The organism is Streptomyces sp. NPDC003042 (assembly GCF_053591315.1).
This window is the reverse complement of record NZ_JBSFTP010000005.1, coordinates 120794-144960: the sequence shown is the minus strand read 5'-3', so window position 1 is coordinate 144960 and position 24167 is coordinate 120794. Positions and strand designations below refer to the sequence as shown.

Annotated in this window: 18 protein-coding genes; 4 read left to right on the top strand and 14 right to left on the bottom strand. The window is 71.3% G+C overall.

Annotation, left to right across the window (positions count from 1 at the left end):
• Positions 1-108: 108 nt before the first annotated feature.
• From ACWDYJ_RS04775 to rimP, 3 genes are all read right to left on the bottom strand, one after another.
• A complete protein-coding gene (locus tag ACWDYJ_RS04775) occupies positions 109-396 on the bottom strand; it encodes a YlxR family protein (RefSeq protein WP_451564012.1) in 288 nt (95 codons plus the stop codon).
• Positions 397-544: 148 nt separating this feature from the next.
• Positions 545-1615, bottom strand: a complete 1071-nt coding sequence (gene nusA / locus ACWDYJ_RS04770; protein ID WP_451564011.1) for a transcription termination factor NusA — start codon at positions 1613-1615, stop codon at positions 545-547.
• Between the two features lie 2 nt (positions 1616-1617).
• Positions 1618-2115, bottom strand: a complete 498-nt coding sequence (rimP, locus tag ACWDYJ_RS04765; RefSeq protein ID WP_451564010.1) for a ribosome maturation factor RimP — start codon at positions 2113-2115, stop codon at positions 1618-1620.
• Positions 2116-2231: 116 nt separating this feature from the next.
• Between rimP and ACWDYJ_RS04760 the strand changes: the two genes are divergently transcribed.
• The 4 genes from ACWDYJ_RS04760 to ACWDYJ_RS04745 are packed head-to-tail and all read left to right on the top strand — an operon-like array spanning position 2232 to position 5181.
• Complete coding sequence (locus ACWDYJ_RS04760) at positions 2232-2822, top strand: hypothetical protein (RefSeq protein ID WP_451564009.1); 591 nt, start codon at positions 2232-2234, stop codon at positions 2820-2822.
• Entirely contained in the window at positions 2819-3277 is a 459-nt protein-coding gene (locus tag ACWDYJ_RS04755) for a ferritin-like domain-containing protein (protein WP_451564008.1), read from the top strand. Before ACWDYJ_RS04760 ends, ACWDYJ_RS04755 begins: the two co-directional genes overlap by 4 nt.
• A 16-nt stretch (positions 3278-3293) precedes the next feature.
• On the top strand, positions 3294-4196 hold the full coding sequence (locus ACWDYJ_RS04750) for an aminoglycoside phosphotransferase family protein (RefSeq protein ID WP_451564007.1): 903 nt from the start codon (positions 3294-3296) through the stop codon (positions 4194-4196).
• Between the two features lie 43 nt (positions 4197-4239).
• Positions 4240-5181, top strand: coding sequence for an SPFH domain-containing protein (locus ACWDYJ_RS04745; protein ID WP_451564006.1), 942 nt, complete (start codon positions 4240-4242; stop codon positions 5179-5181).
• A gap of 392 nt (positions 5182-5573) precedes the next feature.
• On the opposite strand, the gene ACWDYJ_RS04740 is transcribed toward ACWDYJ_RS04745, so the two are convergent.
• The 11 genes from ACWDYJ_RS04740 to ACWDYJ_RS04690 form a co-directional block, all read right to left on the bottom strand.
• The gene (locus ACWDYJ_RS04740) at positions 5574-7277 is read right to left on the bottom strand and encodes a proline--tRNA ligase (RefSeq protein WP_451564005.1); all 1704 of its coding nucleotides are present in this window, start codon (positions 7275-7277) and stop codon (positions 5574-5576) included.
• Between the two features lie 58 nt (positions 7278-7335).
• Positions 7336-7908, bottom strand: coding sequence for a GNAT family N-acetyltransferase (locus ACWDYJ_RS04735; RefSeq protein ID WP_451564004.1), 573 nt, complete (start codon positions 7906-7908; stop codon positions 7336-7338).
• Between the two features lie 82 nt (positions 7909-7990).
• Positions 7991-8836, bottom strand: a complete 846-nt coding sequence (locus ACWDYJ_RS04730; protein WP_451564003.1) for a GNAT family N-acetyltransferase — start codon at positions 8834-8836, stop codon at positions 7991-7993.
• 134 nt (positions 8837-8970) lie between these two features.
• Entirely contained in the window at positions 8971-10128 is a 1158-nt protein-coding gene (gene ispG / locus ACWDYJ_RS04725; RefSeq protein ID WP_451564002.1) for a flavodoxin-dependent (E)-4-hydroxy-3-methylbut-2-enyl-diphosphate synthase, read from the bottom strand.
• A gap of 183 nt (positions 10129-10311) precedes the next feature.
• Positions 10312-11613 carry a M50 family metallopeptidase gene (locus tag ACWDYJ_RS04720; RefSeq protein WP_451564001.1) on the bottom strand — a complete coding sequence of 434 codons (1302 nt, stop codon included), beginning with the start codon at positions 11611-11613 and terminating at the stop codon, positions 10312-10314.
• Positions 11610-12869, bottom strand: coding sequence for a 1-deoxy-D-xylulose-5-phosphate reductoisomerase (gene dxr, locus ACWDYJ_RS04715; RefSeq protein ID WP_451564000.1), 1260 nt, complete (start codon positions 12867-12869; stop codon positions 11610-11612). The genes ACWDYJ_RS04720 and dxr overlap by 4 nt, the downstream gene beginning before the upstream one ends.
• Before the next feature lie 12 nt (positions 12870-12881).
• A complete protein-coding gene (locus ACWDYJ_RS04710) occupies positions 12882-14192 on the bottom strand; it encodes a hypothetical protein (protein ID WP_451563999.1) in 1311 nt (436 codons plus the stop codon).
• Between the two features lie 86 nt (positions 14193-14278).
• Entirely contained in the window at positions 14279-16240 is a 1962-nt protein-coding gene (locus tag ACWDYJ_RS04705; RefSeq protein ID WP_451563998.1) for an acyl-CoA dehydrogenase family protein, read from the bottom strand.
• A gap of 400 nt (positions 16241-16640) precedes the next feature.
• Complete coding sequence (locus ACWDYJ_RS04700; RefSeq protein WP_451563997.1) at positions 16641-16931, bottom strand: hypothetical protein; 291 nt, start codon at positions 16929-16931, stop codon at positions 16641-16643.
• 106 nt (positions 16932-17037) lie between these two features.
• On the bottom strand, positions 17038-17685 hold the full coding sequence (locus tag ACWDYJ_RS04695; RefSeq protein ID WP_451563996.1) for a hypothetical protein: 648 nt from the start codon (positions 17683-17685) through the stop codon (positions 17038-17040).
• Complete coding sequence (locus tag ACWDYJ_RS04690; protein WP_451563995.1) at positions 17682-23624, bottom strand: RHS repeat-associated core domain-containing protein; 5943 nt, start codon at positions 23622-23624, stop codon at positions 17682-17684. Before ACWDYJ_RS04690 ends, ACWDYJ_RS04695 begins: the two co-directional genes overlap by 4 nt.
• Positions 23625-24167 lie beyond the last annotated feature (543 nt).

Genomic DNA, 24167 nt, shown 5'->3' with positions numbered 1-24167 from the left:
TTCATGGGCGTACTCATCGCGTACTCATCGAGTGCTCATCGCAATCTCGACCTACTTCCAACTCGCGAGGTACCTGACCGCACGGAGGCATTCCGCGCGCCTTACTTCTTACGGTGTCGCCCCGGCCTCAGCGGCCACGGTTCTGCGCAGTTCCGTCGTGTCGAGCACTCCGGCGGACCGTAGGGCCCGGGGGAACGCTCTGCGACGGACCGCCTGGTCGAGGCAGACCACGGCGGGATGCACGTAGGCACCCCGGCCGGGCAGCGTACCGCGTGGATCGGGGACGCATTCGTCCCCGATCGCCACGATGCGCAGCAGATCGCTCTTGGCCGCTCGCTCCCGGCACCCCACACAGGTGCGTTCGGGGCATGCGCGGGCTTGCGTCCGGCCAGACACGCCTAAGTCTACCTCCCCGTACCGACCTGTCTCCCGACAAGTCGGCAGAGGAAGATCGAACGGACGTTGTCGTTGTCCTGTTTCGCACGGAACCCCGCTGTACGCGGAGTCCCTGTCTACCGGCCTGCAACCTGCGGCCGGTAGTCGTTTATTCCCGGCCCCGGTCCCGGCCCCGGTCAGCGCCGCGGTCGCCACCCCGGTCGGCGCCACGGCCGGCTCCCCGGTCGCCGTCCCGGTCCGAGGACTCCTCGGTGTCGGGCCGGATGTCGATGCGCCAGCCGGTGAGCCGCGCGGCGAGGCGGGCGTTCTGGCCCTCCTTGCCGATGGCCAGCGACAGCTGGTAGTCGGGCACGGTCACGCGGGCCGAGCGGGTGTCCCAGTCGACGACCTCGACCTCGCTCACCCGGGCGGGTGACAGGGCGTTCGCGACCATCTCCGCCGGGTCGTCCGACCAGTCGACGATGTCGATCTTCTCGCCGTGCAGCTCGGCCATCACGTTGCGCACGCGGCTGCCCATCGGGCCGATGCAGGCACCCTTCGGGTTGAGACCCGAGCGGGTGGACCGTACGGCGATCTTGGTGCGGTGACCGGCCTCACGGGCGATCGCGCAGATCTCGACGCTGCCGTCGGCGATCTCCGGGACCTCCAGCGCGAAGAGCTTCTTCACCAGGTTGGGGTGGGTGCGCGACAGGGTCACGGACGGACCGCGGACACCCTTCGCCACCCGCACGACGTACGCCTTCAGGCGCAGACCGTGCGTGTACTCCTCACCCGGGACCTGCTCCTGCACCGGCAGCATGGCCTCCATCTTGCCGATGTCGACCAGGACGTTCTTGGGGTCCTTGCCCTGCTGGACGACGCCGGTGATGACATCGCCCTCGCGGCCGGCGAACTCGCCGAAGGTCAGGTCGTCCTCGGCGTCGCGCAGACGCTGGAGGATCACCTGCTTCGCGGTCGTCGCGGCGATCCGTCCGAAGTCCGACGGGGTGTCGTCGAACTCCTTGGGCTCCTGGCCCTCTTCGAGGTCCCTCGGGTCCTCCGTCGCCCACACGACCACGTGACCGTTGGTGCGGTCCAGCTCGACGCGCGCGCGGCGGAAGCTCCCCTCGGTGCGGTGGTACGCGATGAGGAGGGCCTGCTCGATCGCCTCGACGAGCAGGTCGAAGGAGATCTCCTTCTCCCGGACCAGACCCCGCAGGGCACTCATGTCGATGTCCACGGCTACGCCTCCTCTTCCTTCTTGTCCTTGCGGTTGAACTCGATCTCGACACGCGCCTTGGCGATGTCGGTGAAAGCGATGCGGCGGGCGGTCGCCTTGCGGCCCTTCACACCCGGAACTTCGAGGTCCAGGCCCTCGTCGTCGACGCCGAGAACGCGCGCGACGAGCTCCTCACCGTCGGAGAGCTGGAACTTCACGAGACGGCCGGTGGCCCGTACGTAGTGACGGTGCTCGGTGAGCGGGCGGTCCGCGCCCGGAGAGCCGACTTCGAGGACGTACTCGTCCTCACCCATCACGTCGGAATCGTCGAGCTTGTCGGAGATCTCACGGCTCAGCTCGGCACAGGCGTCGAGTTCCACACCCTCATCGGAATCCACGGTGATCCGCAGCATCCGGCGCTTGCCCGCCTTGGACAGCTCGATCTCCTCGAGGTCCAGGCCCCTGGCGGCGACGAGCGGCTCCAGCAGTCCGCGCAGCCTGTCGCTCTGGGTGGTGCTCATCCGGGTGACTCCTCGGCCGCGTGTGCTGTTGTGGTTTTCCGTCGCGTGTCAGGTCAAAGGGTATCCGGTCGCGGAGGGTGTTGCCGTCCGCGCTGCGGCCGGGGGCCCCGGGTACCGTGATCACACCCTGTCCCGACTTCACCCCCGAGGACGTCGCCGTGCCCTGGACCCTGCCTACGAGGCCCTCGCGAAGGCGCCTGCTCGCCGGAGCCGCCGGTGCGGCCGGGGCCGCCCTGCTCACCGGGTGTACCGGAGGAGGCGACGCGGCCGACGCCGATACCGGGATTCCGCTCGAACGGCGGATGCGGGAGAACGCCGTTCGTGACAGCGAACTGCTGCTGGAACGTTACGACGCGACCACCGCCGCCCATCCGGACCTCGCCGGGCGCCTCGCACCGCTGCGCACCGCCGTAGCGGCGCACACCGCGGCCCTGGCCTCCTCCGATCCGGCGGCCCGCGTGCCGGGCTCCGCCCCTTCCCCTACGTCGCCCAGTGCGTCGGCGGCGAGCCGCGAACCGGTTCCGCCCAAGCCCGCCGACGCCCTGACCGCGCTCGCCGACGCCGAACGGAGCCTGTCCGAGGCCCGGACCGTCTCGCTGGCCGGCGCGCCCGGGGAGCTGGCCCGGATGCTGGCCTCGGTCGCGGCGTGCGGGGCCGTCCACGTGTACCTGCTGACCTCCACCCCGACCCCGGGAGCCGCCTCGTGAAGCCCGAACCCTCTCCCGCCGGCCGCCCCCTCCAGGCCGCCCAGGCCGCGCTCGCCGCCGAGCACGCGGCGGCGTACGGCTACGGCGTCATCGGCGCCCGCACCGCTCCCGCCCGCGCGGGCGAGGCCCGGGAGGCCTACGGCAACCACCTCGCGCGGCGCGACGCGCTCACCCGTACGGTGCGGGAGCTGGGCGGCGCCCCCCAGGCCGCGCAGGCGGCGTACAGCCTGCCCTTCGAGCTGCGCACCCCGGGCGACGCCGAGCGGCTGGCCGCCGAGATCGAGGACCGGGTGGCGGGCGCGTACTCCGATCTGGTCCGGGCGGCGGACGGCCAGTTGCGCCGTGAGGCGGCCGACGCGCTGAGCGCCGCGGCCGTGCGCGCGGCACGCTGGCGTGGGGTCGGCGTAGCCTTCCCTGGGCTCACGGAACGCGCTGAACGAGCCCAGCTCAGCTGAAAGGGACCACGCACGCATGTCTTTCGAACCGCCGCAGCGGCTTGTACGGGCGCTCGGCGAGATGCCGGAGACGGCGCAGAACACCGAGTGGCTGGCGCGGCTGCCGCAGCTCGCCAAGGAGGCGCTGGCCCGGCGGGACGTCACGGCCCAGCGGGTCCAGGCCCCGGGCGGGCGCAGCAGCCTGGTGATCCTCGTGCAGTACGCCGACGGCACCCCGGCCGCCCTCAAGCTGGCGCCGCCCGCGGCCCGGCCGGACCGGGAGCTGGCCGCGCTCGCCCACTGGGGCGGTTTCGGGGCCGTACGGGTCCTCGACTCGCGCCACCACGAGGAGGACGGGGGGCTGCTGCTGGAACGGCTCCACCCGGAGGTGTCGCTGCGCTCGCTGCCCGAGGCGAAGGCGCTGCTGGAGGCCTGCGGCACGCTACGGCGGCTGTGGGTGGAACCGTCGGCGGAACACGGCTGGGAGACGGTGGCGGAGCGCACGGAGCGGCAGTCGGCGGCGCTGCGGGCGGCCCCGGCGGAGGTCCGGGACCTGGCGGACACGGCGCTGGCGGTGCGCGACGAGCTGCTCGCCGCCGCGCCGGAGGAACTGCTGCTGCACGGCGCCTTCCGGCAGGGCAAGGTGCTGGCGGGCGAGCGGGCGCCGTGGCTGACGGTGGGGCCGGATCCGCTGGTCGGCGAACGGGCCTACGACCTGGCGCGGCTGGTCCGCGACCGGCTGGAGGACCAGGTCGCCTCCTCGGCGGGGGCGGCGGGGGCGAGGCGGCGGGTGAACAAGCTCGCCGACGCCCTGGAGGTGGACCGCGACCGGCTGAAGGGCTGGACGCTGTTCCGGGCCGTGGAGTCCGGGAACCGCGCGCTGGCGGCCGGGCGGCGCCGGGATGCCGAGCTGCTGCTGGAGTTCGCGGCCTGGCTGTAGGGCATACCGTAGGAAAAAGAGGTATGTCCGGCAGGGGGCCGTCATGGTCGAAGAACTGCTGACAGCGGGAATCGCCGCCGCCACGGGCATCGCGGTCTACGTCGGGGCCGCCGCCCGGGTGGTGAAACAGTACGAGCGGGGCCTGGTCTTCCGCTTCGGCCGGCTGCGCAAGGACATCCGGGCGCCCGGCTTCACGATGATCGTGCCGGGCGTGGACCGGCTGCGGAAGGTGAACCTGCAGATCGTGACGCTGCCGGTGCCGGCCCAGGAGGGCATCACGCGGGACAACGTCACCGTGCGGGTGGACGCGGTCGTGTACTTCAAGGTCGTCGACCCGGCGAACGCGATCGTGGCGGTGGAGGACTACCGCTTCGCCGTCTCGCAGATGGCGCAGACCTCGCTCAGGTCGATCATCGGAAAGTCCGACCTGGACGATCTGCTGTCCAACCGGGAGAAGCTCAACCAGGGCTTGGAGCTGATGATCGACAGCCCGGCGGTCGGGTGGGGCGTGCAGATCGACCGGGTCGAGATCAAGGACGTCTCGCTCCCGGAGACGATGAAGCGCTCGATGGCCCGGCAGGCGGAGGCGGACCGCGAACGGCGGGCGCGCGTGATCAACGCCGATGCGGAACTGCAGGCCTCGCACAAGCTGGCCGAGGCGGCCGGGGTCATGTCGGATCAGCCGGCGGCCCTTCAGCTGCGCCTGCTCCAGACCGTGGTGGCGGTGGCCGCCGAGAAGAACTCCACCCTGGTCCTGCCCTTCCCGGTGGAACTCCTGCGCTTCCTGGAACGCGCGTCCCCGTCGCCTCCGGCGTCGACCCCGGGCGAAGCCCCGGCCCCCCAGGCCGTCACCGGCCCGCCGGCGGAGCCGACCCCGGCGGGGCCGACCCCGGCGGGGCCAACCCCGGCGGGGCCGGACGACACGGGGCTGTCCCTGGACGGCGCCCCTCCGCCACCGGCGGAGCAGGACGGACGGTGGGAGTAGCCGCTGCGCACCCCGCCCCGGGCTCCGCCCGGCCCCGCGCCTCAATCGCCGGCGAGGCTGAGGGTGGCGGCCAGGGTCCGCGGCGCCCGGCAGCTTGCCGCCCAGCGCCACCCACAGCGGGTACGGTCCGCCCAGCGCCGGCCACACCCAGCCCGCCGGCGCTTGAGGCGCACGACCCCAGCCCCGCCGACACGCGAGGCGCACCACCCCTGCCCCGCCGACACGCGAGGCGCAAAACCCAGCCCCGCCGACACTTGAGGCGCAAAACCCAGCCCCGCCGACACTTGAGGCGCACCACCCCAGCCCCGCCGGCGCTTGAGGCGCACCACCCAGCCCCGCCGGCGCTTGAGGCGCGGGGGCCGAGGCGGAGGCCCGGTAGGCGGGACCGCAGGCTACGCGGGAGCGGTCAGGCGGGAGAGGGCCTCCGGGAGGGGGAGTTCCTCGCGGGTGCCCGTGCGGCGGTCCTGGAGTTCGACCACCGCGTCAGCGGACCGGCGGCCCGCCACCAGGATCCACGGGACGCCGATCAGCTCCGCGTCCGTGAGCTTCACGCCCGGGGAGAGGCCCGGACGGTCGTCCAGCAGCACGCGCAGGCCCGCCGAGGCCAGGGCCGCGGCCGCCTGCTCCGCCAGCGCCAGCGGTACGGCCTTGCCCGCCGCCACCACGTGGACATCGGCCGGGGCCACGGCCGCCGGCCAGCACAGGCCCCGTTCGTCGGCCGTCTGCTCGGCCAGCGCGGCCACCGCCCGGGAGACGCCGATGCCGTAGGAGCCCATCGTGACCCGGACCGGCTTGCCCTCCCGGCCCAGCACGTCCAGGGCGAAGGCGTCGGCGTACTTCCGTCCCAGCTGGAAGATGTGGCCGATCTCGATGGCCCGGCCGAGCCGCAGCCCGGTGCCGCAGGAGGGGCAGGGGTCGCCGGGTTCGACGACCACCACGTCCAGGTACCGGTCCACCTCGAAGTCCCGCCCGCACACCACGTTCCGGGCATGGGTGTCCGCCCGGTTGGCTCCGGTGATCCAGGACGTGCCCGGCGCGACCCGGGGGTCGGCGAGGTAGCGCACCTTGTCCAGGCCCTGCGGGCCCACGTAGCCGCGTACGAGATCGGGGCGGTCGGCGAAGTCCTCGGCCGTGACCAGCTCCACGACCGCCGGGGCCAGCTGCTCGCCCAGCTTGCCGAGGTCCACCTCGCGGTCGCCGGGTACGCCGACGGCCACGATCTCCCCGTCCACCTTCACCAGCAGGTTCTTGAGCGTCGCCGAGGCCGGGACGCCGAGGAGCGCCGCCAGGGACTCGATGGTCGGGGTGTCGGGGGTGTCGAGGTCCTCGACGGGGCCGTGGTCGGCGGCGACGGGCGTCAGCGCGAAGGTCACCGCCTCGGTGTTCGCCGCGTAGTCGCAGGACGGGCAGTCGGCGAAGGTGTCCTCCCCCGCCTCGGCGGGGGCGAGGAACTCCTCGGACGCCGAGCCGCCCATGGCCCCGGACACCGCCGAGACGATCCGGTGGTCCAGGCCGAGCCGCCGGAAGATGCGTACGTACGCCTCGCGGTGGAGCCGGTAGGACTCCTCCAGGCCCTCGTCGGAGACGTCGAAGGAGTACGAGTCCTTCATCAGGAACTCGCGCCCGCGCAGCACGCCCGAGCGCGGCCGGGCCTCGTCGCGGTACTTGGTCTGGATCTGGTAGAGCATGACCGGCAGGTCCTTGTAGGACGTGCACTGGTCCTTGACCACGAGGGTGAAGATCTCCTCGTGGGTCGGGCCGAGCAGGTAGTCGGCGCCCTTGCGGTCCTTCAGCCGGAACAGCTGGTCGCCGTACTGCGACCAGCGTCCGCTGACCTCGTACGGTTCCCTCGGCAGCAGCGCCGGGAGCAGCACCTCCTGCGCCCCGATGGCGTCCATCTCCTCGCGGACGACGCGCGTGACGTTGTCCAGGACCCGCTTGCCGAGCGGCAGCCAGGTCCACACCCCGGCGGAGCTGCGCCGGACGTAGCCGGCCCGGACGAGGAGGCGGTGGCTCAGCGTCTCCGCGTCGGCCGGGTCCTCGCGGAGGGTCTTGGCCATGAGGCGGGACATGCGCTGCACGGGTTGCGTTGACATGACGGGAGGCTACCGGGGGCGGTACGGGCCTCGGAAACCCATTCCTGATGGCTGGGGCTCACGGCCTGCGCAGCGGCAGCGGTGCGCCCATGACCGCGTACGGGAGGCTCGCGCTCGGGAAGTGGACGCGGCGGGCGAGGTCCGTGTAGCCGAGGGCCGCGTACAGCCCGCGGGCCGGGCTGTCGGTGTCGATGGCGGAGAGGATGGAGCGCGGCTCGGCGGCCTCGTCGGTGATCCGGGTGATCAGGGCGCGGCCGACGCCGCATCCCTGGAAGCCGGGGTGGACGTGCAGTTCGGTGATCACGAAGGAGTCGTCGAGCCAGTACTCGGCGCCGCCGGCCCGCAGGTACGGTTCTACGATCGTGGACCACCAGTGGCTGCGGTCGTTGGGCATCCCGTAGACGAAGCCGGCCAGCGCCCCGTCGTCGGTGAACGCGCCGAGCGCCCGGGCGCCGCGGCAGGCCATGTGGCGCTGGACGATGTAGCGCCGGATGCCGACCTCCTCCTCGCTGAGCCCGAAGGCCAGGGCCTGCACGCGCAGGGCTTCGTCCACGCGGTCGGCGAGGTCGAGGGGGCCGATGCGGAGTCCGGCGGGCCGGTCGGGGGCGTCGCCCCCGGGGGTTGGCAGCATGGGGCGACCTTACGTCGGGGCGGGGCGGCGGCGGTACGCCCCCGGAACTGGAGGGACCGCGGCCCGGACGCCCGCGCCGGACTCAGAACAGGACGCTCATGAACGCGCCGACCTCGCGGAAGCCGACCCGCCGGTAGGACGCCCGCGCGGCGGCGTTGAAGTCGTTGACGTAGAGGCTGACCACGGGCGCCACGTCGCGCAGCGCGTACTCGACGACGGCGGCCATGCCGGTCTCCGAGTACCCCTGGCCGCGGAACTCCGGGTCCACCCACACGCCCTGGATCTGGCAGGCGCGGGGGGTCGCGGCGCCGATCTCGGCCTTGAAGAGGACCTTGCCGTTCTCGATGCGGGCGAAGGAGCGGCCGGAGGCGACGAGTTCGGCGACGCGGGCCTGGTAGAGCAGTCCGCCGTCCCCGGCGAGCGGCGAGATGCCGACCTCCTCGGTGAACATGGCCACGCAGGCGGGCATGATCACGTCCATCTCGTCCTTGCGGACCCGGCGGACCAGCGGGTCGGGCGCGATCTCGGTCGACGGCTGCTCCATGACCATCAGCGGCTGGCGGGGGCGGACGTCGCGGGCGGGGCCCCAGCTGGGTTCCAGGAGCTGCCACAGCAGCCGGGTGGCCTCGGCGGGGCCGACGATGGAGGAGCAGCGGCGGCCGGTACGGCGGGCCCGGTCGGCGAAGGCGCGTACGGCGTCGGGTTCCGCGCAGACGGGGACCAGGTTCGCGCCCGCGTAGCACAGGGAGCGGAGCTCGCCGTCGGCGTACCAGCCCCACATCTCGCCGCCCAGGCGCCACGGGTCGAGTCCGGCGACCTGGACGCGGGAGGTGACGAAGGCGTTCGCGACCGGGTCGCGTCCGAGTACGCCGAGCGCGGCATCGAGATCACTGGGCTCAAGGACCCGGGTGGTGGTCTGCGTCAACACTGGGGCCTCACCGTGCAAGTCTGCTGATCTCCGCACTGTACCCGCCGGGGCCCGGGGACGCCGTGTCCCACGGGTCACGAAAAGGCCCCGGCCCCGCCCCCGAGCTGCGGGAACGGAGCCGGGGCCGGCGAATGTCAGACGCCGATGGCGACGGTCGGCTCGCCGGAGGCGACGCCGTCCTTCTCCATCTGCTCGGCGATCTTCATCGCCTCTTCGATCAGGGTCTCCACGATCTTCGACTCGGGGACGGTCTTGATGACCTCGCCCTTGACGAAGATCTGGCCCTTGCCGTTGCCGGAGGCGACGCCGAGGTCGGCCTCGCGGGCCTCACCGGGGCCGTTGACGACGCAGCCCATGACCGCCACGCGCAGCGGGACCTCCATGCCCTCCAGGCCCGCCGTGACCTCCTCGGCCAGCTTGTAGACGTCCACCTGGGCGCGGCCGCAGGAGGGGCAGGAGACGATCTCCAGGCGGCGCGGCTTGAGGTTCAGCGATTCCAGGATCTGGATGCCGACCTTGACCTCCTCGACCGGCGGGGCGGAGAGGGAGACGCGGATGGTGTCGCCGATGCCCTCGGAGAGCAGCGCGCCGAAGGCGACGGCGGACTTGATGGTGCCCTGGAAGGCGGGGCCGGCCTCGGTGACGCCGAGGTGCAGCGGGTAGTCGCAGGCGGCGGCGAGCTGGCGGTAGGCGTTGACCATGACGACCGGGTCGTTGTGCTTGACCGAGATCTTGATGTCGCCGAAGCCGTGCTCCTCGAAGAGGGAGGCCTCCCACAGCGCGGACTCGACCAGCGCCTCGGGGGTGGCCTTGCCGTACTTCTTCAGCAGCCGGGCGTCGAGCGAGCCCGCGTTGACGCCGATCCGGATCGGGGTGCCGGTGTCCTTGGCGGCGCGCGCGATCTCCTTGACCTTGTCGTCGAACTGCTTGATGTTGCCCGGGTTCACGCGGACGGCGGCGCAGCCGGCCTCGATCGCGGCGAAGACGTACTTCGGCTGGAAGTGGATGTCGGCGATGACCGGGATCTGCGACTTCTTCGCGATGACGGCGAGCGCGTCGGCGTCGTCCTGCGTCGGGCAGGCGACACGGACGATGTTGCAGCCGGCGGCGGTGAGCTCGGCGATCTGCTGGAGCGTGGCGCCGATGTCGGAGGTCCGGGTGGTGGTCATCGACTGCACCGACACGGCGGCGTCGCCGCCCACGGCCACGGAGCCGACCTGGATCTTGCGGCTGACCCTGCGGTCGGCAAGCTTCGTCGGCACGGCCGGCATTCCGAGAGAGATGGCAGTCATCTGCTGTGCAACCCCAAGGTGTGGATCAAGGCCCGAGATCGGCGGGCTCCAGCCTTCGAGATTACGCCAATCAACGCGCGCGGCTCGCATCCGAGGGGGTGCGCCACCCGAACGCACGGAGCCGGACACGATGCGTGCCCGGCTCCTTGGCTCCTGGTGTACGGGGTGCGGGGCCCCGTACGACTAGGTGATCTTGATCGGGTTCACCACGTCCGCCACGAGCACGAGCAGCGTGAAGCAGACGAAGAGGCCGGCCACCACGTACGCGGCGGGCATCAGCCTCGCCACGTCGAAGGGGCCGGGGTCGGCGCGGCGCAGGACGCGCGCCACGTTGCGCCGCAGGGACTCCCACAGGGCGCCCGCGATGTGTCCGCCGTCCAGCGGCAGCAGCGGGAGCATGTTGAACAGGAAGAGCGAGAGGTTGAACATGCCCAGCACGTTCAGCAGGATCGACATCCGCTGCTCGCCGGGGATGTCGAGGGTGGCGATCTCGCCGCTGATCCGGGCCGCGCCGACGATGCCCATCGGGGAGTCGGCTTCGCGCTCGCCGCCGCTGAAGGCCGCGTTCCACAGGGCGGGGATCTTGGAGGGGAGGTTGACCAGGCCCTGCACGCTGCTTTCGACGACGTCGCCGACGTGGTCGACGGACTCGCCGAAGGTCAGCGCCGCGATCTCGCTCTTCGGGCTGAAGCCGAGCCAGCCGGCCGTGACGTACTCGCCCTTGACGTAGCCGCCGTGCCCGTCGCTCTTGGCGACCCTGTTCTCGATGAGGTTCACCGGCAGGGTCAGCTCGCGCCCGTCGCGCACGACGGTGACGGTGGCGGGGCCGACGGTCTCGCGGATCTGCTTCTGGAGCGCGGCCCAGTCGGTGACCTCGCGGCCGTCGAAGGCCACGATCCGGTCGGCCGCCCGCAGGCCGGCCTGCCTGGCCGGGGCCACCGGGTCGGTGTCCTCGCAGACCTCGCGCTTCTCGCTCTGCTGGATGACGCAGGGCGAGACGCTGCCGATCTCGGTGGTCGTCCGGTTGACCCCGAAGGTCATCCAGACGCCGAAGAAGATCGCCAGGGCGAGCACCAGGTTCATGAAGGGGCCCGCGAACATCACGATCACGCGCTTCCAGGGCTTGCGCGTGTAGAAGAGCCGCGACTCGTCGCCGGGCTGGAGCTCCTCGTACGCCGCCGAGCGCGCGTCCTCGATCATCGACCGGAAGGGCGAGGTGGAGCGGGTGGTGACCCTGCCGTCCTCGCCGGGCGGGAACATCCCGATCATGCGGATGTAGCCGCCCATGGGGATGGCCTTGATCCCGTACTCGGTGTCGCCCTTCTTCTTCGACCAGATGGTCCGGCCGAAGCCGACCATGTACTGCGGCACGCGGATGCCGAAGAGCTTGGCCGTGGAGAGGTGGCCCAGCTCGTGCCAGGCGATGGAGAAGAGCAGGCCGACCACGAAGACGACCACACCGATCATGGTCAGCAGTATTGTCATGCGCTCGCCTCCACGGCGGCGCGAGCCGCCATCTCCCGTGCCCGGGCCCTGGCCCAGGTCTCCGCTTCGAGGACGTCCGCGACGGTCAGGGAAGTTCCCGGTTCCGGCGTTCCGTGCTCATCGACCACGGCAGAGACGGTATCCATGATTGCTGTGAACGGCAGCCGACCGGCCAGGAACGCCTCTACGCACTCCTCGTTCGCCGCATTGAACACGGCCGGGGCCGTGCCGCCGAGACCGCCGACGTGCCGGGCCAGACCCACCGCCGGGAAGGCCTCGGTGTCGAGCGGGAAGAACTCCCAGGTCGACGCCTTGGTCCAGTCGAAGGCGGGGGCCGCGTCCGGGATCCGCTCCGGCCAGCCGAGGCCGATCGCGATGGGACCGCGCATGTCCGGCGGGGTGGCCTGGGCGAGCGTGGAGCCGTCCGTGAACTCGACCATCGAGTGGACGTACGACTGCGGGTGGACGACGACCTCGATGCGGTCGAAGGGGATGTCGTAGAGCAGGTGCGCCTCGATGACCTCCAGCCCCTTGTTGACCAGGGTCGCGGAGTTGACGGTGATGACCGGGCCCATGGCCCAGGTGGGGTGCGCGAGGGCGTCCTCGACGCTCACGCCGGCCAGCTCCTCGCGGGTGCGGCCGCGGAAGGGCCCGCCGGAGGCGGTGACGACGAGCTTGCGGACGTCGGCCCGGGTGCCGGCGGCGAGCGCCTGGAAGAGGGCCGCGTGCTCGGAGTCCACCGGGATGATCTGGCCGGGCTTCGCGAGCGCCTTGACCAGCGGGCCGCCGACGATCAGCGACTCCTTGTTGGCGAGGGCCAGGGTCCGGCCCGCCCGCAGCGCGGCGAGGGTGGGCGCGAGGCCGATGGAGCCGGTGATGCCGTTGAGGACGGTGTGGCAGTCGGACGCGGCGAGTTCCGTCGCCGCGTCGGGCCCGGCCAGGATCTCGGGCTGCGGCTCGGACCCGTACTGGGCGCCCAGCGCCTCCTTCAGGGCCGGTACGACGTCCTCGCGGGCGACGGCCACCGTCTCGACCCGCAGCAGCCGGGCCTGCTCGGCCAGCAGCCCGACCCGTCCGCCCGCGGCGGACAGCCCGGTGACCCGGAACCGGTCGGGGTGGCGCAGGGCGAGGTCGATGGCCTGGGTGCCGATGGACCCGGTCGACCCCAGGATGACGATGTCGCGGCGGCCGGCCGTGGCGTCGAAGAGGAGGTGCGGGTCGGCGAGGGGGGCTGGACTGTCGCTCATGCCCCCCATTGTTGCCGCAACTCACGGGCGCTTTGACACGGAGTCCCCGTCGGTGACACGCGCGAGGAGCTCGGGCAGCGTTCCGGCGAAGTCGGGGAGCGCGCGGGCGGCGCGCCACCAGGCCCCAGGGTCTTCGCCGAGGGCCTCGGCGAACAGCCGGTCCGCCTCGGCCCGCGCGGCGAGCACCGCGGCGGGGTGGTCGTGGCGGTCGGGGTGGCCGAGGTCGCCGAGCCACTGGTCCTCGTCCAGGGCCCAGCAGGCGGGGACCTTGTGCCGGATCACGTCGGCGCCGGTGATCAGCCCGCGGTCCAGGCAGTCGCGGACCCAGCGGATGTCCTCCTCGACGGTCTCCATGGGGACGGCGAGGCTCACCAGGGCCAGCTCCCGCTCCCAGCCCCCCGGCGGCTCGGCCGACGCCGCGTCCGGTGCGAGGTGGCGTACGGCGCGGGCGAGCGCCGGGTCGTACCGTACGGCGCCGGGCGCGGCCGGTGTCCCCGCGGCCAGCGCCCGCGCCAGCTCGGGCAGGGTGTCGCGGAAGGCGGGGGCCCGGCGCGGCAGCTCGGCCCACAGCAGCGGGTCCTCCCCCAGCAGGGGCCGCAGCGCCCGGTGGACGGCGGACTGCATCTCGGCCTGCTCGGGCAGGCTCCAGCGCAGGCCGCGCCCGACGGGGAGGTGGGCCAGGAGCAGGGTCCGGGACGCGGGGGCCACGTGGGCGACGAGTTCGTCGCAGGTCAGCAGGCCCATCCGGACGGCGCGGACGGCGGGCCGGTACCAGTGGCGCCCGTACGGGTCCCCCGTGCGCGCGTCGAGCAGGGCGAGGCAGGCCTCCCGGGGCAGCCCGCCCACCAGCAGCAGCGCCTCGACGGCGCCGGGCGGGAGCGGCGAGCGGGCGTGCTCGGCCAGCAGCAGTTCCCGGTCCAGGACGTGCGGCATGCCCAGCAGGGTCAGCGGGGTCCGGGGGCGGCGGCCGTAGCGGCGCAGCAGGGCGATCAGCGCGTCCGGCGGCAGGGGGCCAGGGCCGGCCTCCTGGAGCAGCTCCGGCGAGGGACCGGGCCGGGCGGCGTACCGGACGGGACCGGGCAGGCCCGGCAGCGGTCGGCCGACGACCCGGGGGTTGCGGGCGATGAAGTGCCGGTCCGCCTCGCTGCCGTGGCGCAGCAGCAGGGTGACGGCGGAGGCGGGCAGCCACTGGTCGCGGCACAGGTACTTGCGGGTCGGCTCGTCGAGCCGGGCGATCAGGCCGACGACGACCTGGTGCGGTGCGTGGCGCAGCAGGTGCGCCACGCACCAGGCCAGCCGTCGGCTGGCCCGGTCTTCCTCGGCCGTCGGCATCGTTCTCGCCCGCCTTGCGCTCGTACCCGTACCCGCACTCGTGGCCGGACCCGTACATCTGTCCGACTACTGTCGATGATGGCAGGTCAGCGCAGGGGACGGTGCACGTTTTCGTGGCGGGAGGGGCCGGGGGTGGCGTCCGCGATCCACGGGCCGTCGCCCGACGGGTCGAGGACACCCTCCTCCAGCCAGGTGTAGGTGCCGGACAGGACGCCTTCGACGACCTTGCGGTCGAGGTCGTCGGTGTTGGACCAGAGCCGGCCGAAGAGTTCCTCGACGCGGATCCGGGACTGCCGGCAGAAGGCGTCGGCGAGCTGGTACGCCTCGCGGCCGTGGTCGCCGGTGGCCCGCAGGTGCTCGGCGCGGACGCAGGCGGCGCTCATCGCGAAGAGTTCGGCGCCGATGTCGACGATCCGGCCGAGGAAGCCCTGCTTGGTCTCCATGCGGCCCTGCCAGCGGGACATCGCGTAGAAGGTGGAGCGTGCGAGTTTGCGGGCGCCCCGCTCGACGTAGCGCAGGTGGGTGGCGAGGTCCGGGTGGCCGCTCGGGTGGAACTCCCGGTAGGTGCCGGGCACTTGGCCGGCACCGGCGGCCAGCTGGGGCAGCCAGCGGGCGTAGAACCCTGCCGCGCGGGCGCCCGCCTTCGCCTTGTCGCCCAGCGCCTTCTGCGGGTCGATGAGGTCGCCCGCGACGGACAGGTGGGCGTCTACGGCCTCGCGGGCGATCAGCAGGTGCATGATCTCGGTCGAGCCCTCGAAGATCCGGTTGATGCGCAGGTCGCGGAGCATCTGCTCGGCGGGTACGGCCCGCTCGCCGCGCGCGGCCAGCGACTCGGCGGTCTCGAAGCCGCGTCCGCCGCGGATCTGGACCAGCTCGTCGGCCATCAGGCAGGCCATCTCGGAGCCGTAGAGCTTGGCGAGGGCGGCCTCGATGCGGATGTCGTTGCGGTCCTCGTCGGCCATCTGGGAGGCGAGGTCGACCACCGCTTCCAGGGCGAAGGTGGTGGCGGCGATGAAGGAGATCTTGGCGCCGACGGCCTCGTGCCGGGCGACCGGCCGGCCCCACTGCTCGCGTACGCCGGACCATTCGCGCGCGATCTTCAGGCACCATTTGCCGGCGCCGACGCACATGGCGGGCAGGGACAGGCGTCCGGTGTTGAGCGTGGTCAGCGCGATCTTGAGACCGGCCCCCTCGGCGCCGATCCGCTGGTCGGCGGGGACCCGTACGCGGTGGAAGCGGGTCACGCCGTTCTCCAGGCCGCGCAGGCCCATGAAGGCGTTGCGGTGCTCGACCGTGATCCCCGGCGAGTCGGCCTCCACGACGAAGGCGGTGATCCCGCCGCGGTGGTTCTCGCTCTTCGGCACCCGGGCCATGACGACGAGCAGGTCCGCGACGACCCCGTTGGTGGTCCACAGCTTGACCCCGTCGAGGACGTACGCGTCGTCCCCGTCCGGGACCGCCGTGGTGGCCAGGCGCGCCGGGTCGGAGCCCACGTCGGGCTCGGTGAGCAGGAAGGCGCTGATGGCGGTGGTGGCGCAGCGGGGCAGGTAGGCGTCCTTCTGCTCCTGCGTGCCGAACATCTTCAGCGGCTGCGGTACGCCGATCGACTGATGGGCGGAGAGCAGGGCTCCGATGGCGGGGCTGACCGAGCCCACGAGCGCCAGCGCCTTGTTGTAGTACACCTGGGTGAGGCCCAGGCCCCCGTACTCGGTCCCGATCTTCATGCCGAGGGCGCCGAGCTCCTTGAGTCCGCGCACCGTCTCGTCGGGGATCTTCGCCTCGCGCTCGATGCGGGCGCTGTCGATCTCGCTCTCGCAGAACTCCCGCAGCCGGGCCAGGAAGGCCTCGCCGCGCCGGACGTCCTCGCCGGCGGGGAGCGGATGGGGGTGGATCAGATCGAGCCGGAAACGCCCGAGGAAGAGTTCCTTGGCGAAACTCGGCTTGCGCCAGTCCTGCTCCCGGGCCGCCTCCGCGACCTGCCGGGCCTCGCGCTCGGTCACTTTGGGCTGTACGGGCTGTACTGGCTGTACGGGCTGTGTTGCGGACATGCGGGGACCCACCTCGCCGCCGAAGAGGAGTGACTACCGGTCGGTGCTACCAGGGAGTCGTACCCGTTTCGGGCGCAGGGGAAAAGACCCGGGCGGGGGACCGGGCGCGGGCCCGGGCAAAGGGGGACGGCCGGAGCCCCCGCACAGTGGGTCCACCGCCTGCTGGGCTGCCGCGAGTTTTGAAACAACCCTTCCGATCGCGCACGAAACGATGCGCCTCACACAAGGTCCGGAATCCTTGATCTGCGAGAAGGATCCGCCCAGGCGGCCCTAGGGGCCGCGTCTTACGGATCACCTCGCTGACCACCAGGCCGCGCCCTTGCTTGAGCTTCGGCCACTCGGGCGATCAGGACAGCCGACGACTCCGGCGCGAGGGCGTGGCCATACACGAGCTCGCCGGTCATCCCGGGGAAGAAGCGGCCGGCGGGCCAGTTCCTCCGGTACGGGGCGGGTCGAGGACCACGAGCCGGACGCCGTCCACGACAGGGATGTCCGCCGGATTGCCTTCGTTCCAGATCCACTCGCCGTCGGCGCCGACCAGGTTGAAGGAGCCGATGGTCGGCACCATCCCGGCCTGGTCGCGGCAGCACGCTACGGCCTCGGCCGACGGCGCCTCGCCCTCCACGAGGCCCCGGCCGATCAGGGCGTCGGCGAGGAGCGTGTGCAGCCTGATTCGCGCCGAGCTCGCCACCAAGTAACGCACGCAGGGCGACCGGGCCCGGCGCGGTCGAGGCCGGCGCGCCGTGCGGGGAACGGCGAGGCGCTGTGAGCGCCCCGCCGTTCCCCGCACCGTGCCGCTACTTGGGAGGCTCCGTGTGGCCCACCCAGAGGCGGTCGGACTTCTCGTCCGCCTCAGAGCGCAGCGTCACCTGGAGCCAGTCGTCCCGGCGGTCCGGGAGGGTGACGTAGTAGACGTCCCGGCCCGTCGTCTGCGGGCTCAGGCGTCGGATGAACTTCCAGGACAGTTCATTTCCCTTGTACGTCACCGAGGTCACCTGGTCGCCCGGGTCGGCGGCGAAGACGACGTACGACTCGGAGAAGCCCATGCCGGGGCCGTACATGGCCGCCAGTTTCGAGCCCGCGACGGGCACCGCCGTCTTCGGATCTCCGCAGGCGGTTTCGTGCGTGCCTCCTGAGACGGCGGTCTGCGCGAAGCAGACCTTGCCCTTGGTCGTCTCCCAGAAGAAGGAGACGCTCCGCCCGACCTGCCGCGCGACCGTGAGGCCCGCCGCGGTGGGCGTCGAGTCCGAACCCTCGGCCTGATCGACGAGAGTCGAATTCAGCCGGGCCAGGTCGACTTCTTCCGCGGACTTGACGGGGACCCCGCCGGGAGTACTCGGCTTCCCCTGCGGAGTCGCCTGATGTTGCGCGCCACAGCCCAGGAGCAGCAGGGCCGTGGCAGGGATCAGCAGCAGCCGTGCCGCCCTTCCCGCGTGCGTGGTCATCCACATCCCCCTGTCTTGTCGCACATGACCATGTCCATCTTGACCATGTTCGGAGGGTCGGACGAGAACACGTTTGGCTGCCACAGGTAGATGTCGAACGTTCCCCAGGACTTGGTACTGGTCCGGCCGTCCTTGTGTGTGTACTGGGTGGAGTACTGAGTCAGCTTGCCGGACGGTACGTAGCCGACCTTCTGGCCCGCTTTCACCTGGAAGGACGACGCCTCCGCGGCGGTGGCGGTGCTGGTCCTGGTCTTCGAGTCGGTCCACTGGTACTCGCCGCTGAATCCGACCGAGGCTTCGACCGTTCCCTGGGCGAGAAGGGGAATGCCGGCCTTGCCACCGGCCTTCACCGACACGGCCCAGCCCCATTTGTCGGCGAACTGCTCCATCACCGCGTACGCGGCGGCGTACGTGTACGTGAAGGTGAGCGTCTGGTCCATCGCCATGGTGCGGACGTTGGCGCCCGTGCTGTAGTCGGTCCAGGACTGGCTTGCCGTCATCCAGGTGTACGACGAGACGACGTCATTGCCTCCGTTGGGGACGATGACCCCCTTGGGGAGTTTGGCCACCATCGGCAGCAGCTGCTGGCATCCGTCGCAGTAGTGGCGGGTGCTGGAGCCCCCGCCGCCACCGTTGTTCCCGCCGCCGCTCGGCGTCACCTTGCCCGTCTTGTCGTCGTAGCCGACCTCCTTCTTTTCCTCCTTGGAGCAGTACTTGAGGTCGTAAAGGCAGGAGTTGGGGGGCGAACCGATCTCCGTGCCCGCCGCGTCCGCCAGCGTGACCGGGTTGTTGTTGCTGTACGTGTAGGCGTTGAACTGCCTCGGGTCGTCCATGACGAACAACGGGTCCACCGAGATGAACCGCCCGAGGGCCGCGTCGTACTCACGGGCACCGAGGTGCACGAGGCCCGTGGCACTGTCGTTCGTACCACCGACGAAGCCCCTGTCGCCGGACCAGGCGGACGGCTGTACGCCGCGCGCCCCACCGAAGATCTTCGTCTTGCGGCGGGTGACGGTCTGGGCCGCGTCGGCGCTGATCTGCGTGGTGCCCGTTCCGTGGTGGTCGGCCAGGAGGAAGACCAGCTTGCCGCCGGTCCGCATCGCGACGCTCTTGTCGCCGGCCGCGTAGTAGCGGGTACCGGTGACGACCCCCGCCTTGCTCAGGTGGAGTTCATTGCCACCCGGGAGGTAGAGGGTGGAGCCGCCCGCGTCCCGGCGGACCAGCCGCTGCCCCTCCGTGTCGTACAGGTAGCTGCCGATCTCCTTCGTGCCCTCGGTGACGGCGGCCAGGTGGCCCTCGTCGCTCCAGGTCAGGGTCTGTGCGGCCGCGGCCCCGAACTTGCGGGTCTCGGTGTTGCCGGCCGCGTCGTACGTGAAGACCTCCTCGTGCGCGTCGGTGCCGGTCTGCGTGACCTTCGGGAGCTTGTGCGTGCCGGCGGCCGGCGCCTGGTAAGCGCGCAGGGTGTCGGCGGCGGGGCCGGAGGCCGTCTTGTGCTGGGTCTCCGTCGTACGGTTGCCGAGCATGTCGTACGCGTACGACGTCCAGTACGCGTCCTGCCCGCCGACGACCGCGGCCGAAGGCGAGGCCGCGCACTGCTCACCGGTGTTGGTCCAGGCCTCTTTGATCCGGCCCAGGGTGTCCATGGCGAAGCACTGGGTGTCGGTGGTGCGGCCCGCGTCCTGGCCGTAGGCGGTGGCGATGGAGGTGATCTGGCCCGACGCGTCGTAGCCGTAGCGGGTGTCCTCGATCCGCTGCGGGGCGACCTCCCGGTCGGTGTACGCGCGCTTCACCGCGCCCGTGTGTTCGTCGTACTCGTTCGTCGTCCACAGGTGCTGGGCGAAGCTGCCGTACTCCTGGCGGACGTTACGGCCGTAGTGGTCGTAGGTGATCCCGGAGATCAGCTGGTCCGTTCCCGCGCCGACGGTGTTCAGCAGGCCGACGACGGGGCTGTAGGTGTTGGCGACCTTCTCGCTGGGGAGCCCGCCCATCGCCGGGTGCTGGGTCCACATCACGTGGCCGGTGTTGAGGTTGTACGACGTCGTCCACTTGTATATGCCGGCCAGCGCTCCTTCGCTGTCCGGGATGGTGAGCTGTGTGACGACGGGCTTGTAGGAACTGTTGTACGAGGTGACCGCCGACTCGTACGCCTTGCCGTTGACCCACCGGGTCGACTTCGACAGCCGGCCCTTGGCCACGGTGTCGTACTCCCACGACGTCAGGGTCGTGGTGCCCTTCTTGACCGCGGTCTTGCGGCCGAGCTCGTCGTAGTCGGTGTGAAGGGTGATCTGACGGGCTCCGGTCACGTCGGTGACCCGGTCCCCCTTGTCGAAGACGGTCTTCGTGATTCCCTTGTCCGGGTCGTCGGCCTGGACCTGCCGGCCCCGGACGTCGTACGTGTACGTCCACTTGGCGCCGGAGGGGTCGGTGATCTGGTCCAGCCGGCCCCGCTTGTCGAACCGGTAGAGCGTCGACTGGGACGCCATGAGGGCGGGATCCGTGTACTGCTTGCGCTCGACGGTGCGGCCGAGGGCGTCGACCACGACGGTGGTGGGGGTGCCGCCCTGCGGGGGTACCACCGTGGTGCGGTCCCCGGTGTAGCTGGTGGTGGTGCGCTTGGTCTCGTCGCCGAACCGCTTCGAGACCACCGCCGTGGTGCGGCCCGCGCCGTCGAACTCGGTGTCGGTCGAGGCGGGGTAGTTCAGCTCCTGCCCGGTGACGAGGACGGGCTCCGCCGCGCCGGTGGCGAAGAAGGTTCCCGAGGACCGCCAAGCCTGGCCGCGGGTGTCGTAGAACGTCTCGGTGACCAGACGTCCGGTGCCGTCCGGGGACTGCTGCTGCGTCTGCCGGGTCCGCAGCAGACCGTCGGAGAAGGTGTGGTTGACGAGGTACTTGGAGTCGTGGCCCAGCGTCTTGGTCGTGATGACCACCGGTCCGTCGTTGCGGACCAGGTACTCGAACACGTGGTTGGGCGAGTCCGGGTAGGTCACCGCCGAACGGGTCGGCAGCCACACCTTGGTGGTGCGGCCCAGCGGGTCGTACCCGGTCGTCGTCACCTTGCCGTTGGCGTCGGTCAGCTTCGTGGGAAGGCCGCGCAGCGGGTCCATGGTGGTGGTCGCCGCATGGCCGCGCGGGTTGGTGACGAGCACGCTGACCGGAACCTCGCCCGTGGCGGGGGTGTACCCGGTGGTGGTCACCTTTCCGTACGCGTCGGAGGCCGACAGGCCGCGGCCGTAGATGTCGAAGTCGGCGGCCGCGGTGGCCGAGACGACGTCGTAGCCGGTGCCCGCGCCGTTGATGCGGTCGGTCTTGGTGACATTGCCCTTGACCGGTGCCGCGCCGAAGGCGCCGTCGTCGTAGTACGTGCGGACGTCGTCGATGACGTCAGCGGGACGCGCGACCGCGGAGCCGCAGGCGACGGCCACCGTCTCGACCCGGCTCACCTTGTCGAGGATCCCGGCGGTGGTGTTGCGGGCGTAGCTCGTGGTGGTGCACTTCTCGTCACCGGTCCTGGCCGTGTCACCGGTCGAGGACTCGTCGGTGACCATGCCGTACGCGTCGAACTCGCGGCTCACTTCGGTGGTCCGGGTGCCGCCGGAGACCGTGGTGCGGGTGGACTCCTTCTCCGTCCCGGTCTTGTACGACACCAGATCCGGCACACCGGTGCGGTTGCGGGTGGCGACCGGCGCAGAGCGCCACGGGGTGTACGAGGTCGCGGAGACCGGCTTGGCCGTGTCGTCGCCGTTGTACGTCGCCTTCTCGCGGAGCATGCCCGCGAACTCGGGGCGGTCCACGGCGGAGGCGCCGGCCGAGTCCTTGACGGCCCTTCCGTCGAAGCCGCGGAAGTAGCGGCTCTCGGAGAGGGTCCTGGGGTCGGAGGCGGCGCCGGTGCGGGTCTGGACGCGCTCGTAGCCGCGCGACACCGAGTACGTGAGGTCCTCGGTCTTGGTGAACTCGTCGGTGCTCTTCGCCCAGCCGGCGCCGTCCAGATACGAGTAGGAGGTGACCCTGTCCGGGGATTCGACGAGGTTGTCGCCCTCGGTCACCGTCGTCGCGACGTACGAGTTGAACCAGTCGAGCTTCGCGTCGTAGCCCTCGTAGGCCCACTTCACCGGGTAACAGCGGGTCGTGTTCGTCCCGTCGGCGGTCGGCAGGGTGGAGACGGTGCAGTCCGGCCGGGAATAGGTGACACCGATGGTGCCCCCGGACTCGGTGGTGATCTGGTACAGGCGCAGCCGGATGAAGGGGGCCAGGCCGTCGCCGGTCTTGTCGACGCGGTTGGGCCGCTGCTCTCCCGCGAAGGTCACGGGGGGAAGCGTGACCGAGCCGCCGGCCTTGCCCGTGCGGGTGACGGACTTCAGCCACATGGGGGTGGAGATGCCGTCGCCGGAGGCCGGGAAGTCCTGGTTCAGGGACCAGGAGTCGACGTCCTTGTACGCGCCCGCGGTGAGGACCTTCGTGGTGATGCCGGTCAGCCGCTTACGCGACCAGAAGGTGGGCGAGTAGTTGTCCTTGCACTCCGCGCCGTCCTTGCAGTACGAGTCGTACGGGACGTCGGGCCAGTTCGCGGCGTTGGTCTCGTCGAAGGTGCCGCAGGTGGTCAGGCAGCGCTCACCCACGGCGAACGCGACCTGGCCCATGGCCTTGGCCGTGTAGACCGAGTCGCCGCGCAGGCCGTAGTCGATGTGGTCCAGGTAGCCGCCCCGGATGTAGGGGGTGGCGGTCGAGTCGCCCGTGACGTCGGAGACGTTGCGGCCGTAGTTGTTGGACTCCGTCTTCCAGTAGTACGCCATGGCGTTGCCGTGCGGGTCGACGACGTAGTCGAGCTGCCAGCGCCAGGCCTGCTGGCACCAGCCGGATGCGAAGGAGGCGTTGTGGCAGGGCTCGCCCGTCTGGTTGCCGAACACGGGCATCGTCCAGGCCGAGTTCGTCACCGGGTCGTCGGCGGCGGTGCCGTTGTCGCGCCAGCCCGGAAGCCGGTTCAGGCCGAAGAAGTACTGCGTGCCGTCGGTCGTGGTGATCTTCCAGTGTTCACCCTGGCCGTCGACACCCGTGGTGCCCTTGTCGCCGTTGACGGCACCGGTCAGCTTCTCGACCTTGGCGCCGGAGTCGCTCGCGGGGTGCCAGCCCTTGCCCTGCTCGTAGACGAGCTCGGTGCTCTTGCCGCCGAGTGACATGGTGGCGTTGTCGTTGTACCAGCACATGTCACCGACGCGGCCGGTGTTCGTGGCACCGTCCTTGTCGTCGTTGCACGACTTGTAGCGGCGCTCGATAAAGCCCGGCTCCCAGGACCAGCCGTCGCCGATCCAGGAAGGCTGGTTGTTCGACGCGGCCGTGCGGCCGTCGACGGACTGCGACGAATAGTCGAGCGAGACCTTCGGCTGGATGCCGCCGGGGACCGCCGGCACCTCGATCGGGTGGGACCAGGCGAAGGCGCCCGTCGATTCGCCGGCGCTCCACGAGCCCGCCGACTGGAGGTTCGTGGCCTTGTAGTCGCCGGAGGGGCCCTCGGAGCCCGCCGCGGCGGCCAGTACCGTCGTGGCGGCCACGCTCACGGGCGCCGACAGGGTCCCGGCCGTGGTGTCGTTCTTGGTGTCCAGGGGCTTGTGCACCCGGCACTGCGGCTTCTCCGGCGAGGTCAGGGCACAGGCCGGCAGCTCCACCAGCCGCAGGCGCGAGGCCCAGTCGCCGCCGTACGCCCCGCGGAACGACGCGTAGTCCACCCGGACACTGGCCGGACCGGCCTCGGCGGAGCCGTCGGTACGTCCGACCGACAGCAGAACGCCGTCGACGCCCGCCTTGCGCGCGGCGTCATGCCCGGCCACCGACACCTTGACCTTCGCCGGAGCACCGTCCTCGCCCGCGACCGGGGCGACGGAGACGGGCAGCTTCCCCGCTCTTCTGGGCTCGGGTGCGGCGGCCGCTCCGCGGGCGCCTGACACGCTCTGTCCGCGGGCACCGACCGGCAGTTCGACCTCCGCGCTACCCGCCTGGGGCCAGACCACCTTCGGCGCGCCACGCCAGGAATGCGCCGAGGCCATATCGGTCTTTTTGGTACCGCCCACTCGCACCTCTTCCACCGGAACAGCCTTCGGCTGCTTCAGCCCAGGGAGTGGACTTCTTCCTTCCGGAACTGCCGCCAGCGCAACGGCCGGCAGCACCCCCGCCGTGACCGCGGCAGCCAAGGCGACCGCGAGTCCGCGTACTCCGATAACTCTCACACCCTACCCCTCTGATGGGTTTGGACAATGCGAAACGCAGAAATACCGCCGCAGGCTAGCAGCGCCCGCCATTGCCGTGAGGAATTTGAGTAAGATCTGAGCAAGTGCCTGATGGGGTGCCGGATACGTCACCCAACAGGCCTGTACAGCATGGTGGTTGTGAGCATAGAGTCGCGCCGAAAATCGACTACATGAGGGGTTTTCGTGACGCTGAAGAAACCACTGGAGAGCAGACGGAGGAAGCGCGCATTTTCCCGCGGGCTC

Bases quoted from the DNA above. Each gene is read 5' to 3' on its own strand.
- rimP (WP_451564010.1), bottom strand. From the start codon at position 2,115: ATGAGCACCACCCAGAGCGACAGGCTGCGCGGACTGCTGGAGCCGCTC.
- ACWDYJ_RS04750 (WP_451564007.1), top strand. From the start codon at position 3,294: ATGTCTTTCGAACCGCCGCAGCGGCTTGTACGGGCGCTCGGCGAGATG.
- ACWDYJ_RS04745 (WP_451564006.1), top strand. From the start codon at position 4,240: ATGGTCGAAGAACTGCTGACAGCGGGAATCGCCGCCGCCACGGGCATC.
- ACWDYJ_RS04740 (WP_451564005.1), bottom strand. From the start codon at position 7,277: ATGTCAACGCAACCCGTGCAGCGCATGTCCCGCCTCATGGCCAAGACC.
- ACWDYJ_RS04735 (WP_451564004.1), bottom strand. From the start codon at position 7,908: ATGCTGCCAACCCCCGGGGGCGACGCCCCCGACCGGCCCGCCGGACTC.
- ispG (WP_451564002.1), bottom strand. From the start codon at position 10,128: ATGACTGCCATCTCTCTCGGAATGCCGGCCGTGCCGACGAAGCTTGCC.
- ACWDYJ_RS04720 (WP_451564001.1), bottom strand. From the start codon at position 11,613: ATGACAATACTGCTGACCATGATCGGTGTGGTCGTCTTCGTGGTCGGC.
- dxr (WP_451564000.1), bottom strand. From the start codon at position 12,869: ATGGGGGGCATGAGCGACAGTCCAGCCCCCCTCGCCGACCCGCACCTC.
- ACWDYJ_RS04710 (WP_451563999.1), bottom strand. From the start codon at position 14,192: ATGCCGACGGCCGAGGAAGACCGGGCCAGCCGACGGCTGGCCTGGTGC.
- ACWDYJ_RS04705 (WP_451563998.1), bottom strand. From the start codon at position 16,240: ATGTCCGCAACACAGCCCGTACAGCCAGTACAGCCCGTACAGCCCAAA.
- ACWDYJ_RS04695 (WP_451563996.1), bottom strand. From the start codon at position 17,685: ATGACCACGCACGCGGGAAGGGCGGCACGGCTGCTGCTGATCCCTGCC.